Below are 14,763 nucleotides of genomic sequence, written 5' to 3' on the forward strand. Positions count from 1 at the left end.
AGGTGTTCCTGGGCGGGATTTTTTTGTTCAGATGCGGAAGGCTTGTCGGCCTACCAGCAGCCATTTGCCAGCCTTCTTTTGCCAAATCTGGAAGTTCTCGATTTCAGTCGGGACCACCTCGGTGCCCTTGATCGCCTGTGCTGAGAAATGGTGCCGGACCAACGCCACATCACCCGAAACGGTGATGGTCTGGTTCTGCATTTCCAGGGTTTTGAAGGCGCTCTTTCCCGTTTCGATATCGGCGATGAAGTCTTTCTTGTCCTGAACCTTCCCACTGGAGTGGCCGTAGGTCAGGTTTTCAGCGGTCAACGCTTTCAGTTCGGGGATGTTCTTGGTGAGCATGGCTTGCGTCAGATGGTCCACCGCGTTCGCGACATCCTTCTCGCCCGGTACAGGGGCTGCCGCTACGTAGCCACTGAACAGGCACAAAAAACCGATCAGCAATTTGACTTTCTTCATGGGTATTTCCTTGTTGTTATGGATGACTCGTCGGTCATCGTACAACCTGCCAGAAATTAATTGAATAGTGGCAAAACGACCTGGCCAGACTTCTATGGGGTGATAGAAGTCTGGCCAGGAAGGGGGAGGGGACTTTGGATCACAGCTTCAGGTCAGCATCGACATCAAGGCACCTTGGCGGTCCAGTTTGGCCAGGTCGTCGAAGCCTCCAACGTGCGTGTCGCCGATAAATATTTGCGGCACGCTGCGACGGCCGCTGCGGGTGAGCATTTCCTGGAATTTGCCGGGGTCCGACTGAACGTTTATTTCCCGGGTGGCGATGCCTTTGCTGGCCAGCAACGCCTTGGCATTGCGGCAATAAGGGCAGGTGTCAGTGGTGTAAAGCGTCACAGTGCTCATGGTGTGTACTCCTCGGATTGGAGCTTCGATTCAAGCGTCGATCGCAGGGAAGTCGATCTCGGTCAGGGCCAGATTGTTGAGGTAGTTGGTCAGGGTCTGCGAGGCAATGTGAGCGACCACCTCGATGATCTTGGCGTCGGTGATACCGGCTGCACGCGCTGCTTCAATTTGCTCGTTGCTCAAATGGCCACGGCTTTCGGTGATTTGCCGGGCAAGCGTGGCGAAGGCATTGAGTTGGCCCTGCCGGGCACTGAGGATGTCTTGTGCGGACAGCCCGGCCTTGCCGGCAAACAGGGTGTGTGCCGCCAGGCAGTAATCGCAACCGTTGACTTGAGAAGTGGCCAGGAAAATGGCTTCTTTTTCAGGGGCGCTCAGGGACGTTTTGCCCAGGGCCACCGACTGTTGCAGATAGGCAGCCAGTACGGCGGGGGCATGGGCCAGCGTCTTGAAGACGTTGGGCAAGAAGCCGATTTTTTTCTGCACGCCTTCCAGCAGCGGGCGGGTGGTGTCGGTGGCGTGTTCAAGACTCAGGGCGGTGATGCGGCTCATGGTGATGCTCCGTAGATTCAAGCGCGGTATGCGCTGGGTACGGGGTCTATGCTATTGATCGACGATGGCCTTTAGGGTGCAAGTCGTCGAGGATATGCGACAGATCGTCCAGATTTGTCGCCGGGAGTTGTTCCATGGATCGCTTGTCCACCTTGCTCGCGCATTTCGGCATCAGTGCCGGAACCTTCCACAGCGGGGATTTCTGTGGTGCCACGGCCTTTGATGGCGATCAGGCCACCGGGCACCTGCATTTGCTTCAGGCCGGCGAACTGACGCTCAAACTGGCCGATGAGCGAGACCTGCAGCTCAACGAGCCGACGCTGATTTTCTTCCCGCGGCCTTATCGTCATCGGTTGTTCGCCAGCGAAGCGTCGGGCACTCAACTGGTGTGCGCCACCCTGGAATTCGACGGCGGGTCGGGCAATGCCCTCGCGGCCGCGCTGCCTGAATACCTGGTGCTCAAGCTCGACAGCATCCCGACCCTGGCCGGTACGCTGGACTGGCTATTCAGCGAGGCGTTCGGTGGCATTTGTGGTCGCGAAGCGATGATGGATCGGCTGTTCGAATTGCTGGTGATTCAGTTGTTGCGGCACATTCTGACCAGTCGTGATCAGACGCCCGGGATGATGGCTGGCCTCGCCGATCCGCGCCTTGCGCGCCCCTTGAGTCTGATGCACGACTCGCCCGGCAAGGCCTGGACCGTGGCTGAACTGTCGGCGGCGGCCAATATGTCCCGCGCCAGTTTCGCCGAGTACTTTCGCTCGGTGGTGGGGCAGACGCCGGTCGACTACCTGGTGAGCTGGCGGATCAGTCTGGCGCAGAAACGCTTGCGTGAAGGCAAGTCCATTGCGCTGATCGCCGATGAAGTCGGCTACGAAAGCCCCTCGGCGCTGGCCCGGGCTTTTCGGCGTAAAACCGGCACCAGCCCGCGCGAATGGATGCAGGACGCCAAACGCCCGCGATGACCATCCCAGCCCGCTCCCACAGGTTTGGTGGGCGTGAGATAGACTCAACAACGGGCATTGAACCCTGGGAGTGACTCGTGTGGCGCAATTCAAATGGACTCGCTGATCACCGCTGCTGCGCACGCACTCGCAGCGGGTGATCCCCTCGGTGCGTTGAACCGGGTTGCCTTGCGCGACGATGCGCCTGCATTGGCGCTTCGCGGCATTGCCATGGCGCAGTTGGGCGATCTGGTTCGGGCAAAGGAATTGGTGCGCAGTGCCGCGCGTGCCTTTGGTCCGAAAGCGCCGGCGGCCCGCGCGCGATGCATAGTCGCCGAGGCCGAAATCGCCCTGGCTTCACGGGATCTGGGCTGGCCGGTGAAGGCGCTCGAAGCGGCGCGAGTGACGCTGAAGGCCCATGGCGATGGCCCGAATGCGGCCCATGCGCGGTATTTGCAGATTCGACGTTTGCTGTTGATCGGGCATCTCGATGAGGTCGAAGGGATGCTCGCCGAGCTTGACCCCGCGCCCCTGCCGCCGGCATTGCGCGCCGTTCATGAACTGGTGGTGGCGGGGATCGCCGTGCGGCGACTCGAAACAAAAAGGGCGCGCTCTGCCCTCGAAAGGGCTCTACGCGCTGCATTCGACGCCGGCATTCCTGCGCTGACCGCCGAGGTTGAACACGCCGCTCAAGTCCTCAACACGCCCGCCGCACGGCTGATTGCCCGTGGCGAGGAGCGCCCACTGTTGCTGGATGAAGTGGAAGCGCTGCTCGGTTCAACATCCCTGGTGGTGGACGCGTGCCGATGCGGCGTGCGCGGTGCCGGGATGTCGGTATCCCTGGCCAAACGCCCGGTGTTGTTTACCCTTGTGCGGGCGTTGGCCGAAGCCTGGCCCGCAGACGTGACGAGGGAAACACTCATCACCCAGGCCTTTCGCTTGAAGCTCACCGATGAGTCCCACCGGGCGCGTTTGCGCGTCGAAATCGGTCGGCTTCGTGCAGCGCTGAAACCTCTGGCCGGTGTCAGTGCGACCAAGCGCGGGTTTGCGCTGCAATCACAGATTGCTGACAACGTTGTGGTGCTGGCGCGGCCCGTCGAAGAACCGCAGGCGGCGCTACTCGCCTTCCTCGCGGACGGCGAGTCGTGGTCGAGTTCGGCGCTAGCCCTGGCGCTGAAGGCCAGTCAACGCACCGTGCAGCGTTCGCTCGACGCGCTGGCCACCGCCGGCAAAGTGCAGTCGTTTGGTCGCGGGCGCACCCGGCGCTGGATGACTCCGCCGCTGCCGGGATTCGCGACGACTTTGTTACTCACAGCTTGGGTGGGGGGTGACTAGGATCAATTCCACCCCCCAACGAAGAGGATGCAACCATGAAGCAATCATCCGCCGAAATCATCCGCGAATATGGACCCTTTCCGGGCGTCGACAGCGTGCATGGCGTCACCCATGACGGTCAGCACGTCTGGTTCGCCTCCGGAGAAAAGCTCAATGCCCTCGACCCGGAAAGCGGCAAGACGCTGCGTTCCATCGATGTCGCCGCCCATGCGGGCACAGCCTTTGACGGCCAGCACCTGTTCCAGATCGCCGAGGATCGCATTCAGAAAATCGATCCTGCGAATGGCCGGGTACTCGGCACCATTCCTGCACCTGGTGGTGGCGGTGACTCAGGGCTCGCGTGGGCCGAAGGAACGTTGTGGGTCGGGCAGTATCAGGAACGCAAGATCCATCAGATCGACCCGGACACCGGCAAGATTCTGCGCACGATCGAATCCAACCGCTTCGTCACCGGCGTGACCTGGGTGGAAGGTGCACTCTGGCACGGCACATGGGAAGGAGAGGAAGGGGAATTGCGGCGAGTAGACCCGAACACCGGCGAGGTGCTGGAAAGTCTCACGCTGCCAACCGGTGTTGGCGTATCAGGGCTTGAGTCCGACGGCGCGGACCGGTTTTTTTGCGGCGGTGGTAACAGCGGCAAGGTGCGGGCCGTTCGTCGGCCCGCCTCATCCTAGAACGTGAACGCGCGGGAAGACCGAGGCGCGCTTTGAGCCAATTCGATCTCCAGCAGATGCTCAACCAATACGTCATTGAGGAAGCGGAACTGATCATTGAGCCCGACCACTTCGTTGTTGAAGTGGTTCGCGGCGGCCGGTATCAGCAATGCCTCGAATTTTTTGTCGAACACCAGCGACAGTGTTTTACGAGAGACGAATTCCTGGGAATAGAGGTTATTGCCGAACACCGGGAAGCTCACGGAGAGGGTAATGGCGTGGATCATGATCTGCGCTCCTCGGCGAGGACAATGTAGGAAAAAACAGTCAGGGTAATGGCCGTCAGGGCCAGGCAGGTCAGGAGATGGATCAACATGATTTGCCCCTCCGGTGCGGGGTTTTGCCTTGGGATGGGGTGATCGTGCGCCTGGAGGTTTTTTTGCGGAAGGCATTCGTCGCGATGGTGAATATCGATAAAGATGATGGTGATTTCCAGGGCCTCATCGCGGGCAAGCCCGCTCCCACAGGGTTTAGCGTCGTTCGCAAATCTGAGTTTCACCACGGACCACTGTGGGAGCGGGCTTGCCCGCGATGAGGCCCTGGAAAACAGCATCAACCCCAAGCGAACAAACCCCGACACCTATACTCAAATAAATAGGCTTTTCGAACACCGGACATTCCGTCCGGGGATCACTGTAGGAAACCGCGATCTTGAACCTGCGTTCGCTGATCGTCGCCGTGATGGTGGTGTTGGCGGGATGCGCCACGCCCGTTCGTGCCCCAGTGGTGGTGCCGATTGTGGTGGTGGCCGAGAGTACTTGGCGCCAAGTGGATCAGGAGATTGTCGCGGCGTCGAAATCGGCCACCGAGCAGACCAAAATCTACGCCCGCGGTGCCATGGATTACTGGCGTACTCGCGTCTACCAACTGACCGAAGAAAACTTCATCCCCTGGTTCAGCAGTTACTGGACCCAGGAATGGCTGTCGATGAAGGTCAGCTGGTACTCCCTCAGCGCCGCGGGCGAGCAGGATGCCTCGGCCAAGCGCCTGGCCGCCTATCTGCTGGAGCAATACCAGAAGCGGGTGCTGGCGCCGGTGGCGGTGGAGATCGATCCTGACGCGATTCTCGGCCTGGCAACGGCCTTCTACGTGGACATCCTCCAAGAAGAACTACAGAAAATCTCCCAGCGCCACGGCGTGCCGATGGCCCAGCTCAACGGCCGCCTCCAGAAAATTCCCGCGATTGCATTGGGACCGCCGCCGGCTCGCGACGCGTCGTTGTATCAGGTCGTGCGCACCCAACCGCTGAACACATTGCCAGCCTACGCGGCGTTGATCGAAAAGATTCACAAGGCCGGCGGCGACAAGGGTGTCGGGTCGACCGACACGGCGATGGCGCCGGTGGCCAAGCGTGCCAGCCAGCGGATGGAAGCCGAAATGGCACCTCGAGGGGCGGCCAGTGCAGTGGCGGCAGCGGCGGGACGACTGGCGGGAGGGCTGATTACGGTCGGGGTGGCGGGCATTCGCGCGATGATTCAGGCCGCCGACCGGCCGGACAGCGAGGCGCTGATTCGCAGCAGCCTGGGCAATACGTTCGACAAGGCCTGGATGAAACTGGTGCAGAACCCGACCACCGGCGTGATGGCGGGAACGTTTTACTTGGCGGCGCAGATCGAGGGCAATCTGGCGGGGAGTGCCGACGTACCGCCGGTCAGTTCGGGCAATGGCGCTGTCGATTGGAGCCCTCCGGAATCGACTACCCAGCAGACCGTTCCATAACCGAAGGAGAAACACCATGTCCTACGTTGATGGCTTCCTCGCTGCCGTACCCACCGCCAATCGCGAGAAATTCAAGAAACACGCCGAAACCGCCGCCGTCATTTTCAAGGAAAGCGGCGCGCTCAGCGTCACTGAATGCTGGGGCGACGATGTGCCGGACGGCAAGGTGACCTCGTTTCCCATGGCGGTAAAACTCAAGGAAGACGAAACCGTGGTGTTCAGCTGGATCATCTGGCCCGACAAGGCCACCCGTAATGCGGGCATGGACAAACTCATGCACGATCCACGCATGCAGCCGGACGTCAATCCGATGCCATTCGATGGTCAGCGCCTGGTCTTTGGTGGTTTCGAAGTGATCGTGACGGCCTGATCCCGACCCAAGGATCACTCCGCCGACGGGGTGATCCTGCAACTTTTGCGATTGCGGATCTCATTGTCCGTCGGCCGTTCTCTCACGAACTCGAAGCGCGGCTCACCTTCGCTATAGTGAACCAGCCAGCCCCATTCCAGCTCGGACTCATCCTGACCCGGTTTCGGTGGCATCGCCCACCATGGTTCTTTGCTGATGATTGCTCGCATGGCCCCCTCCCGTTGAATTCGGCTGGTTCAACTATAACGTGCATGTCAGGAGCTGCCAGGCATGACTGACGAATCCCATGAACCGTCCAAACGGCTGTTTTTCGCACTCAATTGCCCGCCCGAGCAACGCAAGGCCATTGCCCAGTGGCGCAGCGCACTTGAGCTGCGCAGCGGGCGCCCGGTGCCGGCGGAAAACTTTCACCTGACATTGTTGTTTTTGGGGGCTGTCGGCGTGGCGCAGATTGGCGAGATCTGTACGGCGGCGGCAAAGGTTCGCGTACCGGGTGCGCCGCTGAGGTTGGCGCTGGATCGAATGGAGGTCTGGCGCAGGGCAGGGGTTCTGGTGCTGGCGCCGGAGCAGGCACCGCCGGAGTTGCTGCGTCTGGTGTATGCGCTGGAACAGGCGATGTTGCCGTTTGGCCTGGAGGATTCGCCTAAGGAGTTTCGACCGCACCTGACGTTGATGCGCGACTATCGAGTGCCGGTGCCTGAGTCCGCAACGCCGCCCGAATTTTTCCTGCGGGCTGATGGCTTTGTCTTGTTTGAATCCCATAAAGGGCGGTATCGGGCGGTGGCCGAATGGCCGCTTGTCCCCTTATAAAAAAAGGCGCCCGAGGAGGGCGCCCGAATTCACCTGAACCGAGGAAGCCAGGTGAGGCCGTTCGTCAGAGAGGGTGCAGCGGTGGTAAGGCGCTGCGTGAACGGAAATGGTTTGTGGCCAGTTTTGATGTTGAATGGTCTGGCCTCATCGCGGGCAAGCCCGGCTCCCACAGGATTTGGGGTTGCTCATAACGTTGTGTTCCACCACAGATCCCTGTGGGAGCCGGGCTTGCCCGCGATGGCAATTTCAAGTTGAACGACTATTTCCCGAGCTTCACCCGCGTCCAGCCCCGAGTCATCACCCGCTGAACGCCGATTGGCATATCCGGAATGGCATACAGCGTTGCCATCACGTCTTGCGGCGGATACGACCCCGGATCATCCCGGATCGCCTCATCCACCAACGGCGTGGCCGCTGCGTTGGCATTGCTGTAGCCGATGTTGTTGGTGATCTCGGCGATGATGTCCGGGCGCATCAGGAAGTTCATGAACAGGTAGGCGTTTTCCACGTTCGCCGCGTCTCGTGGGATGGCGACCATGTCGTAGAAGCTGCCGGCGCCTTCTTTCGGAATGCTGTAATCGATCTTCACCTTGTCGCCCGCTTCCTGAGCGCGAGCCTTGGCTTGCAGCACGTCACCGGAGTAACCGACCGCGACGCAGATGTTGCCGTTCGCCAGGTCGGAGATGTATTTCGACGAATGGAAATACGCCACCGAAGGCCGAATCTTCATGAACAGCGCTTCAGCTTCAGCGATCTGACCCTTGTCCTGCGAGTTCACCGGGTAACCCAGGTAGTGCAGGGCCGCCGGGAGCATTTCCGTCGGCGAGTCGAGGAAACTGATGCCGCAGGCTTTGAGCTTTTCGGCGTTTTCCGGTTTGAACAGCAGGTCCCAGGAATTGGTCGGTGCGTTGGCGCCGAGCACTTCCTTGACCTTGGCCGGGTTGAAGCCAATGCCGATCGAACCCCACATGTACGGGAAGGCGTGACCGTTATCCGGGTCGCTCGCGGAGGCGTTTTTCAGCAGCACCGGATTGAGGTTCTTCCAGTTCGACAGCTTCGACTTGTCCAGTTCCTGATAGACACCGGCCTTGATCTGCTTGGCCAGGAAACTATTGGACGGCACGACGATGTCGTAGCCGGATTTGCCGGCGAGCAGGCGTGCCTCAAGGGTTTCATTGCTGTCGAACACATCGTAGGTCACGCGAATGCCGGTCTCGTCTTCGAACTTCTTGACCGTGTCCGGGGCGATGTAATCCGACCAGTTATAGACGCGCAGTACCTTGTCATTGGCCTGGGCGCCGGTAGCCATTGCGCCCAATAAGGACAGTGTCAGCAGAGTCCTGCCAAACATTTTCATCGGTACAACTCCATTCTTTTTATTCAAAATCACACAGCAAAATGCAGTGAAGACAAAACCCTGTGCAGCAAAATCAAATCCTGTGGAGTAAACAAAAATTCTGTGGCGAGGGAGCTTGCTCCCGCTTGAGTGCGCAGCACTCACAAAATTGGCAGGGTTGCCAGAAATCTTGGGGTCGCTTCGCAACCCAGCGCGAGCAAGCTCGCTCGCCACAGGATGAAGTTCACTTACCTCATCAGCAACGGCACTACGCCGTCGCTTCTACCATTTGCTTCTTCGGTTGTTGCCACGATTCGCTGGCGGTCTGGTCCATCGCTTCCTGAATCGCACGTTTACGGGTGGCTTCGGCGCGGCGGCTGAAGTACCAGACCATAAAGGTCACGATCGAAACGGCGAGCAGAATCAGGCTGGCCACAGCGTTGATCTCAGGCTTCACGCCCAGTCGTACCGCCGAGAACACTTCCATCGGCAAGGTCGTCGAACCCGGGCCGGACACGAAACTCGCCAATACCAGGTCATCCAGCGACAGGGCAAACGACATCATGCCGCCGGCCGCCAGTGAAGGCGCAATCATCGGAATGGTGATCAGGAAAAACACCTTGAACGGCTTCGCCCCAAGGTCCATCGCAGCTTCTTCGATGGACAGGTCCAGTTCACGCAAACGCGCCGAGACCACCACCGCCACATACGCCGCACAGAACGTGGTGTGGGCGATCCAGATCGTGACGATGCCACGCTCCATCGGCCAACCGATCAACTGCGCCATCGCAACGAACAGCAGCAACAGTGACAGACCGGTGATCACTTCCGGCATCACCAACGGCGCCGTCACCAGGCCGCCAAACAACGTACGACCCTTGAAGCGCGTCACGCGAGTCAGCACAAATGCCGCCAACGTCCCCAGCGCAACAGCCGCAATCGCGGTGTAGCAGGCGATTTCCAGCGAGCGCACCACCGAACCCATCAGTTGCGTGTTGTCGAGCAAGCCGGCGTACCACTTGAACGACCAGCCGCCCCACACCGTCACCAGTTTCGAGGCGTTGAACGAGTAGATCACCAGAATCAACATCGGCAGGTAGATAAACGACAGGCCGAAAACCAGCATGAACTTTGAAAATCCGAAACGTTTCATCCCCGTGCCTCCATCTCTTTGGCCTGGCTGCGGTTGAACAGCAGAATTGGCACAATCAGGATCAACAGCATCACCACCGCCAGGGCAGACGCCACCGGCCAGTCGCGGTTGTTGAAGAACTCTTGCCACAGCACTCGACCGATCATCAGCGTCTCCGGACCACCCAGCAGTTCCGGAATCACGAACTCGCCGACCACCGGAATGAACACCAGCATGCAGCCGGCAATGATCCCGTTCTTGGCCAGCGGCACAGTGATTTTCCAGAAGTTGTTGAAGTTGCTCGAGCCCAGGTCGGACGCGGCTTCCAGCAGGCTTTGATCGTGCTTGACCAGGTTGGCGTACAGCGGCAACACCATGAATGGCAGATACGCATACACCACACCGATATAGACGGCCGTGTTGGTGTTGAGGATCTCGATCGGGTGATCCGTCAGCCCGGTCCACATCAAAAAGCCGTTGAGCAAACCGTTGTTGCTGAGAATGCCCATCCACGCATACACGCGGATCAGGATCGCGGTCCAGGTCGGCATCATGATCAGCAACAGCAGAACGTTTTGCGTTTCCTTGCTCGCCTTGGTGATCGCGTAGGCCATCGGGAAACCGATCACCAGGCACATCAGCGTGCTTAAAAACGCGACCTTCAACGAGCCGAAGTAGGCCGAGATGTACAGCTCATCCTGGGTCAGCAGCGAGTAGTTGCCGAGGTTCAGCAGTAGCTGGAATTTCTGTTCGGCGAAGGTGTAGATCTCGGAGTAAGGAGGAATGGCCAGCGCCGCTTCCGAGAAGCTGATCTTCATCACCAGGAAGAACGGCAGCATGAAGAACAGGAACAGCCACAGGAATGGAATCCCGATGACGAGCTTTCGACCACTCGGCATCAGCCGCATGAACTGCTGATTGAGTGTTTTCATGAGCGCAGTACCACGCCGCTGTCGTCTTCCCACCACACGTAGACTTTGTCGTCCCAGGTCGGACGGGCGCCACGGCGTTCGGCGTTGGCCATGAACGATTGCACGACCTTGCCGCCAGGCAGCTCCACGTAAAACACCGAGTGACCGCCGAGGTAGGCGATGTCATGCACTTTGCCTTCGGACCAGTTGTAGCGAGTGTCCGGCTTGAGGGTGCTGACCAGCATTTTTTCCGGGCGGATCGCGTAGGTGATCGACTTGTCCTGCACCGAGGTGCTGACGCCGTGACCGACGTAAATCTTCTGTTCCAGATCCGGGCTGTGAATGATCGCGTGACCTTCAAGGTCTTCTACAACGGTGCCTTCGAAGGCGTTCACGTTGCCTATGAACTCGCAGACCATACGGCTGACCGGTGCTTCGTAGATGTCGACCGGGCTGCCGATCTGCGCGATCCAGCCCAGGTGCATGATCGCAATGCGCTGGGCCATGGTCATGGCCTCTTCCTGGTCGTGGGTCACCATCACGCACGTCACGCCGACCCGCTCGATGATTTCCACCAGCTCCAGTTGCATCTGCGAACGCAGCTTTTTATCCAGGGCGCCCATCGGTTCGTCGAGCAGCAACAGCTTCGGACGTTTGGCCAGGGAGCGGGCGAGGGCGACGCGCTGACGCTGACCGCCGGACAACTGATGAGGTTTGCGTTTGGCGTACTGGGTCATGTGCACCAGGCGCAGCATCTCTTCAACGCGGGCGTCGATTTCGCTGGCGGGCAAACGGTCCTGCTTGAGGCCGAAGGCAATGTTTTGCGCCACCGTCATGTGCGGGAACAAGGCGTATGACTGGAACATCATGTTGATCGGCCGTTCGTACGGCGGCATGTCGGTGATGTCGACGCCGTCGAGGAAGATCCGGCCTTCGGTCGGGCGCTCGAAGCCGGCGAGCATACGCAGCAGCGTCGATTTGCCGGAACCGGAACCGCCGAGCAGGGCGAAGATTTCGCCTTGATGAATCTCAAGCGAGACATCGTCTACTGCGCAGGTTTCGTCGAATTTCTTGGTGACGCGGTCGACTTTTACCAGCACCTTTTTCGGTGCCTGGTGACCTTCAAGAGCCTTCCTGTAGATGCTGGAGGCGTTTGCCATGTGAAACTCCCAACAGGTTTCAGTCGTCGGGCCAACGCGGCCTGACTTAAGAGTGGATTGCAAGCCCAAACCGGGTGGTGCCAGCCAATCGAAACGCGGTCCCCTGTGGGAGCGGGCTTGCTCGCGAAAGCGGTGTATCTGTGACGATGATGTCGACTGACACTCCGTCTTCGCGAGCAAGCCCGCTCCCACAGGGGATTTGCGTTTGGCTCACTGGCCCATACCGCTCGGGCTTATTCGGCGCCGCCGTCCTGGCTGCCGGGGTCGTACTTGTTGTTATTGCAGTGTGTTGTTTCGCAGGTCACGGACGCGCAAAGGCACGCCCGCCTGACTCGCGGGGGCAGTAAATTCGTGTTTTAAGTCAGCGGGTTTTACGCAACGCAGCCCGTCGCCGGCACGCATCGCCGAACGCCTGGAAGATACTCAAGTAAGGCGGGTTCGACAGGACCTGCCATTCCGGGTGCCATTGCACGCCGACGGCAAAGGTCGGGCTGTGCTCCACGGAAATCGCCTCGATCAATCCGTCCGGCGCGATGGCTTCCGAGCGCAAGCCCTGCGCCAATCGATCAATGCCCTGACTGTGAATCGAATTGACCATGAACTCGGCCGGCAACTCCAGTGCTTCGAACACGCCGCCTGGTTGCACCGTCAACGTATGCGCCGGTGCGTATTGCACCGCCAGCTCCGGACTGTCCGCTTCCCGGTGATCGAGCATGCCGGGCAGTTCATGCACCTTCTGATGCAGGCTGCCGCCGAACGCCACGTTCATTTCCTGAAAGCCGCGGCAGATGCCGAGCACCGGAACGCCCGCCGCAATGGCTGCACGCAATAAAGGAAGGGTGGTGGCGTCCCGCGCCGGATCGTGATCCGTGCCGGGGGCACTGGCCGGGCCTTGATAGTGGAAAGGTTCCACATTCGAAGGTGAGCCGGTCAGCAGCAGACCGTCGAGATGCGCGAGCACATCCTCGATTTCAGTCAATTCGCCTAAGGAAGGAATGACCACAGGCAGCCCCAGAGCCGCGACGCTGACAGCACGCAAGTACTTGTCGCCGCTGACGTGGTAGGGGTGCAGGCCAATCTGTTTGACGCATGCAGTAACGCCGATCAATGGCTTGAATGCCATTTTTATCACCTCGAAGTTTCACACTTGAACGAGCTTTTCCGGAGCTTAGCCTTGTTGATTTTAATTAACAACTCTCATGTAAAAAATTCTAAACGCCGTACGTCCGATCCTGAGGGTTTACGCGGTGCGCAGGACTTGATTGGCACTCTCGTGCCCATAAAAGGCCCGAAAATAAAGGTTGAGCGGGCAAGTGTTCGCTATTGACTTCACTTTGCCGTTCGGGTTGACTGGGCTCGCAACAAGGTAGTGAACATAATAATTAACAGCTAATAGGTGCATCATGTCGGTCCCTCTGCGTACCGTTCAACTCAACGAAGCAAACGCATTCCTTAAGAAATATCCTGAGGTTTTGTACGTCGACCTTCTGATTGCGGATATGAACGGTGTGGTGCGCGGCAAGCGCATCGAGCGCACCAGTCTTCATAAGGTTTACGAAAAAGGCATCAACCTCCCGGCATCTCTGTTTGCTCTGGACATCAACGGTTCTACGGTGGAAAGCACCGGCCTGGGTCTGGACATCGGCGACTCGGACCGGATCTGCTTCCCTATCCCTGGCACCCTGAGCATCGAGCCGTGGCAGAAGCGCCCAACCGCTCAGTTGCTGATGACCATGCACGAACTGGAAGGCGAGCCGTTCTTTGCCGATCCACGCGAAGTGCTGGCCAACATCGTGCGCAAGTTCGACGATCTGGGCCTGACCATCTGCGCGGCGTTCGAGCTGGAGTTCTACCTGATCGACCAGGACAACGTGAACGGTCGTCCGCAGTCGCCGCGTTCGCCGGTATCGGGCAAGCGTCCGGTGTCGACCCAGGTCTACCTGATCGACGACCTCGACGAGTACGTCGACTGCCTGCAAGACATTCTCGAAGGCGCGAAAGAGCAGGGCATTCCTGCCGACGCCATCGTCAAGGAAAGCGCCCCGGCGCAATTCGAAGTGAACCTGCATCACGTCAATGACCCGATCAAGGCCTGCGACTACGCGGTGTTGCTCAAGCGTCTGGTGAAGAACATCGCCTACGACCACGAGATGGACACCACGTTTATGGCCAAGCCGTATCCGGGCCAGGCGGGCAACGGTTTGCACGTGCACATTTCGATTCTCGACAAAGAAGGCAACAACATCTTTGCCAGCGAGGATCCCGAGCAGAACGCCGCGCTGCGACACGCGATCGGCGGTGTGCTCGAGACCCTGCCGGCGCAGATGGCCTTCCTGTGCCCGAACGTCAACTCGTACCGCCGCTTCGGCGCGCAGTTCTACGTACCTAACTCGCCGAGCTGGGGCATCGACAACCGCACCGTTGCCGTGCGAGTGCCGACCGGTTCGCCGGACTCGGTGCGCATCGAACACCGCGTCGCGGGCGCCGATGCCAACCCGTACTTGCTGATGGCGTCGGTGCTGGCCGGTATTCACCACGGCTTGACCAACAAAATCGAGCCGGGCGCCCCGGTGGAAGGCAACAGCTACGAGCAAAACGAGCAGAGCCTGCCGAACAACCTGCGCGATGCATTGCGTGAGCTGGACGACAGCGAAGTCATGGCCAGGTACATCGACCCGCTGTACATCGACGTGTTCGTGGCGTGCAAGGAAAGCGAGCTGGCCGAGTTCGAGAACTCCATCTCGGACCTTGAGTACAACTGGTACTTGCACACCGTTTGATGGGTAACACCGGATCCAGGCTGAAAACCCGATCAACTGTGGGAGCGAGCCTGCTCGCGATGGCGTCGGCACATTCAACATTGATGTCGCCTGACACACCGCTATCGCGAGCAGGCTCGCTCCCACAGGGGATTGCATTTCAAGTT

General features: G+C 59.4%; 18 protein-coding genes. 7 read left to right on the plus strand and 11 right to left on the minus strand.

The window, feature by feature from the left end; all coding sequences use genetic code 11:
• Positions 1–27: 27 nt before the first annotated feature.
• From ACYZT8_RS11580 to ACYZT8_RS11590, 3 genes are all read right to left on the minus strand, one after another.
• Positions 28–459, minus strand: a complete 432-nt coding sequence (locus ACYZT8_RS11580; protein WP_461981200.1) for a nuclear transport factor 2 family protein — start codon at positions 457–459, stop codon at positions 28–30.
• A 147-nt stretch (positions 460–606) separates the two neighbouring features.
• The gene (gene grxC / locus ACYZT8_RS11585) at positions 607–858 is read right to left on the minus strand and encodes a glutaredoxin 3 (protein ID WP_461981202.1); all 252 of its coding nucleotides are present in this window, start codon (positions 856–858) and stop codon (positions 607–609) included.
• Positions 859–888: 30 nt separating this feature from the next.
• The gene (locus ACYZT8_RS11590; protein WP_461981204.1) at positions 889–1,407 is read right to left on the minus strand and encodes a carboxymuconolactone decarboxylase family protein; all 519 of its coding nucleotides are present in this window, start codon (positions 1,405–1,407) and stop codon (positions 889–891) included.
• A 134-nt stretch (positions 1,408–1,541) separates the two neighbouring features.
• Here ACYZT8_RS11590 and ACYZT8_RS11595 point away from each other — a divergent pair, with 134 nt between their 5' ends.
• The 3 genes from ACYZT8_RS11595 (at position 1,542) to ACYZT8_RS11605 (ending at position 4,360) form a co-directional block, all read left to right on the plus strand.
• Positions 1,542–2,372, plus strand: coding sequence for an AraC family transcriptional regulator (locus ACYZT8_RS11595; protein WP_461981206.1), 831 nt, complete (start codon positions 1,542–1,544; stop codon positions 2,370–2,372).
• Positions 2,373–2,465: 93 nt separating this feature from the next.
• Entirely contained in the window at positions 2,466–3,686 is a 1,221-nt protein-coding gene (locus ACYZT8_RS11600) for a helix-turn-helix domain-containing protein (RefSeq protein ID WP_461981208.1), read from the plus strand.
• A gap of 35 nt (positions 3,687–3,721) precedes the next feature.
• On the plus strand, positions 3,722–4,360 hold the full coding sequence (locus ACYZT8_RS11605; RefSeq protein ID WP_461981210.1) for a Vgb family protein: 639 nt from the start codon (positions 3,722–3,724) through the stop codon (positions 4,358–4,360).
• Here ACYZT8_RS11605 and ACYZT8_RS11610 read toward each other — a convergent pair.
• Together ACYZT8_RS11610 and ACYZT8_RS11615 are read right to left on the minus strand one after the other, a co-directional pair.
• A complete protein-coding gene (locus ACYZT8_RS11610) occupies positions 4,357–4,626 on the minus strand; it encodes a hypothetical protein (protein ID WP_461981212.1) in 270 nt (89 codons plus the stop codon). The genes ACYZT8_RS11605 and ACYZT8_RS11610 overlap by 4 nt on opposite strands.
• Positions 4,623–4,898 (minus strand): hypothetical protein, encoded by a 276-nt coding sequence (locus tag ACYZT8_RS11615; RefSeq protein WP_461981214.1) that lies wholly within the window; start codon positions 4,896–4,898, stop codon positions 4,623–4,625. The genes ACYZT8_RS11610 and ACYZT8_RS11615 overlap by 4 nt, the downstream gene beginning before the upstream one ends.
• Positions 4,899–5,050: 152 nt before the next feature.
• On the opposite strand from ACYZT8_RS11615, the gene ACYZT8_RS11620 reads away from it, so the two are divergent.
• Both ACYZT8_RS11620 and ACYZT8_RS11625 read left to right on the plus strand, forming a co-directional pair.
• Positions 5,051–6,118: a hypothetical protein gene (locus ACYZT8_RS11620; RefSeq protein ID WP_461981216.1), complete on the plus strand. Its 1,068-nt coding sequence runs from the start codon at positions 5,051–5,053 to the stop codon at positions 6,116–6,118.
• Positions 6,119–6,134: 16 nt separating this feature from the next.
• Entirely contained in the window at positions 6,135–6,488 is a 354-nt protein-coding gene (locus tag ACYZT8_RS11625) for a DUF1428 domain-containing protein (protein ID WP_461981218.1), read from the plus strand.
• 14 nt (positions 6,489–6,502) lie between these two features.
• Here the strand turns inward: ACYZT8_RS11625 and ACYZT8_RS11630 are convergent, their stop codons facing one another.
• On the minus strand, positions 6,503–6,697 hold the full coding sequence (locus tag ACYZT8_RS11630) for a hypothetical protein (RefSeq protein WP_461981220.1): 195 nt from the start codon (positions 6,695–6,697) through the stop codon (positions 6,503–6,505).
• Positions 6,698–6,758: 61 nt separating this feature from the next.
• On the opposite strand from ACYZT8_RS11630, the gene thpR reads away from it, so the two are divergent.
• Positions 6,759–7,298, plus strand: coding sequence for an RNA 2',3'-cyclic phosphodiesterase (gene thpR, locus ACYZT8_RS11635; RefSeq protein ID WP_461981222.1), 540 nt, complete (start codon positions 6,759–6,761; stop codon positions 7,296–7,298).
• Between the two features lie 259 nt (positions 7,299–7,557).
• On the opposite strand, the gene ACYZT8_RS11640 is transcribed toward thpR, so the two are convergent.
• From ACYZT8_RS11640 to ACYZT8_RS11660, 5 genes are all read right to left on the minus strand, one after another.
• Positions 7,558–8,655, minus strand: a complete 1,098-nt coding sequence (locus tag ACYZT8_RS11640) for a polyamine ABC transporter substrate-binding protein (protein WP_461981224.1) — start codon at positions 8,653–8,655, stop codon at positions 7,558–7,560.
• 247 nt (positions 8,656–8,902) lie between these two features.
• Entirely contained in the window at positions 8,903–9,787 is an 885-nt protein-coding gene (locus ACYZT8_RS11645) for an ABC transporter permease subunit (RefSeq protein ID WP_461981226.1), read from the minus strand.
• Positions 9,784–10,665 (minus strand): ABC transporter permease subunit, encoded by an 882-nt coding sequence (locus ACYZT8_RS11650; protein WP_461982428.1) that lies wholly within the window; start codon positions 10,663–10,665, stop codon positions 9,784–9,786. The genes ACYZT8_RS11645 and ACYZT8_RS11650 overlap by 4 nt, the downstream gene beginning before the upstream one ends.
• A gap of 29 nt (positions 10,666–10,694) precedes the next feature.
• On the minus strand, positions 10,695–11,837 hold the full coding sequence (gene potA, locus ACYZT8_RS11655; protein WP_461981228.1) for a polyamine ABC transporter ATP-binding protein: 1,143 nt from the start codon (positions 11,835–11,837) through the stop codon (positions 10,695–10,697).
• A 361-nt stretch (positions 11,838–12,198) separates the two neighbouring features.
• Positions 12,199–12,960, minus strand: a complete 762-nt coding sequence (locus ACYZT8_RS11660) for a gamma-glutamyl-gamma-aminobutyrate hydrolase family protein (RefSeq protein ID WP_461981230.1) — start codon at positions 12,958–12,960, stop codon at positions 12,199–12,201.
• A 280-nt stretch (positions 12,961–13,240) separates the two neighbouring features.
• On the opposite strand from ACYZT8_RS11660, the gene ACYZT8_RS11665 reads away from it, so the two are divergent.
• Positions 13,241–14,617 carry a glutamine synthetase family protein gene (locus ACYZT8_RS11665; RefSeq protein WP_461981232.1) on the plus strand — a complete coding sequence of 459 codons (1,377 nt, stop codon included), beginning with the start codon at positions 13,241–13,243 and terminating at the stop codon, positions 14,615–14,617.
• Positions 14,618–14,763 lie beyond the last annotated feature (146 nt).

The organism is Pseudomonas sp. LB3P93 (assembly GCF_054898025.1).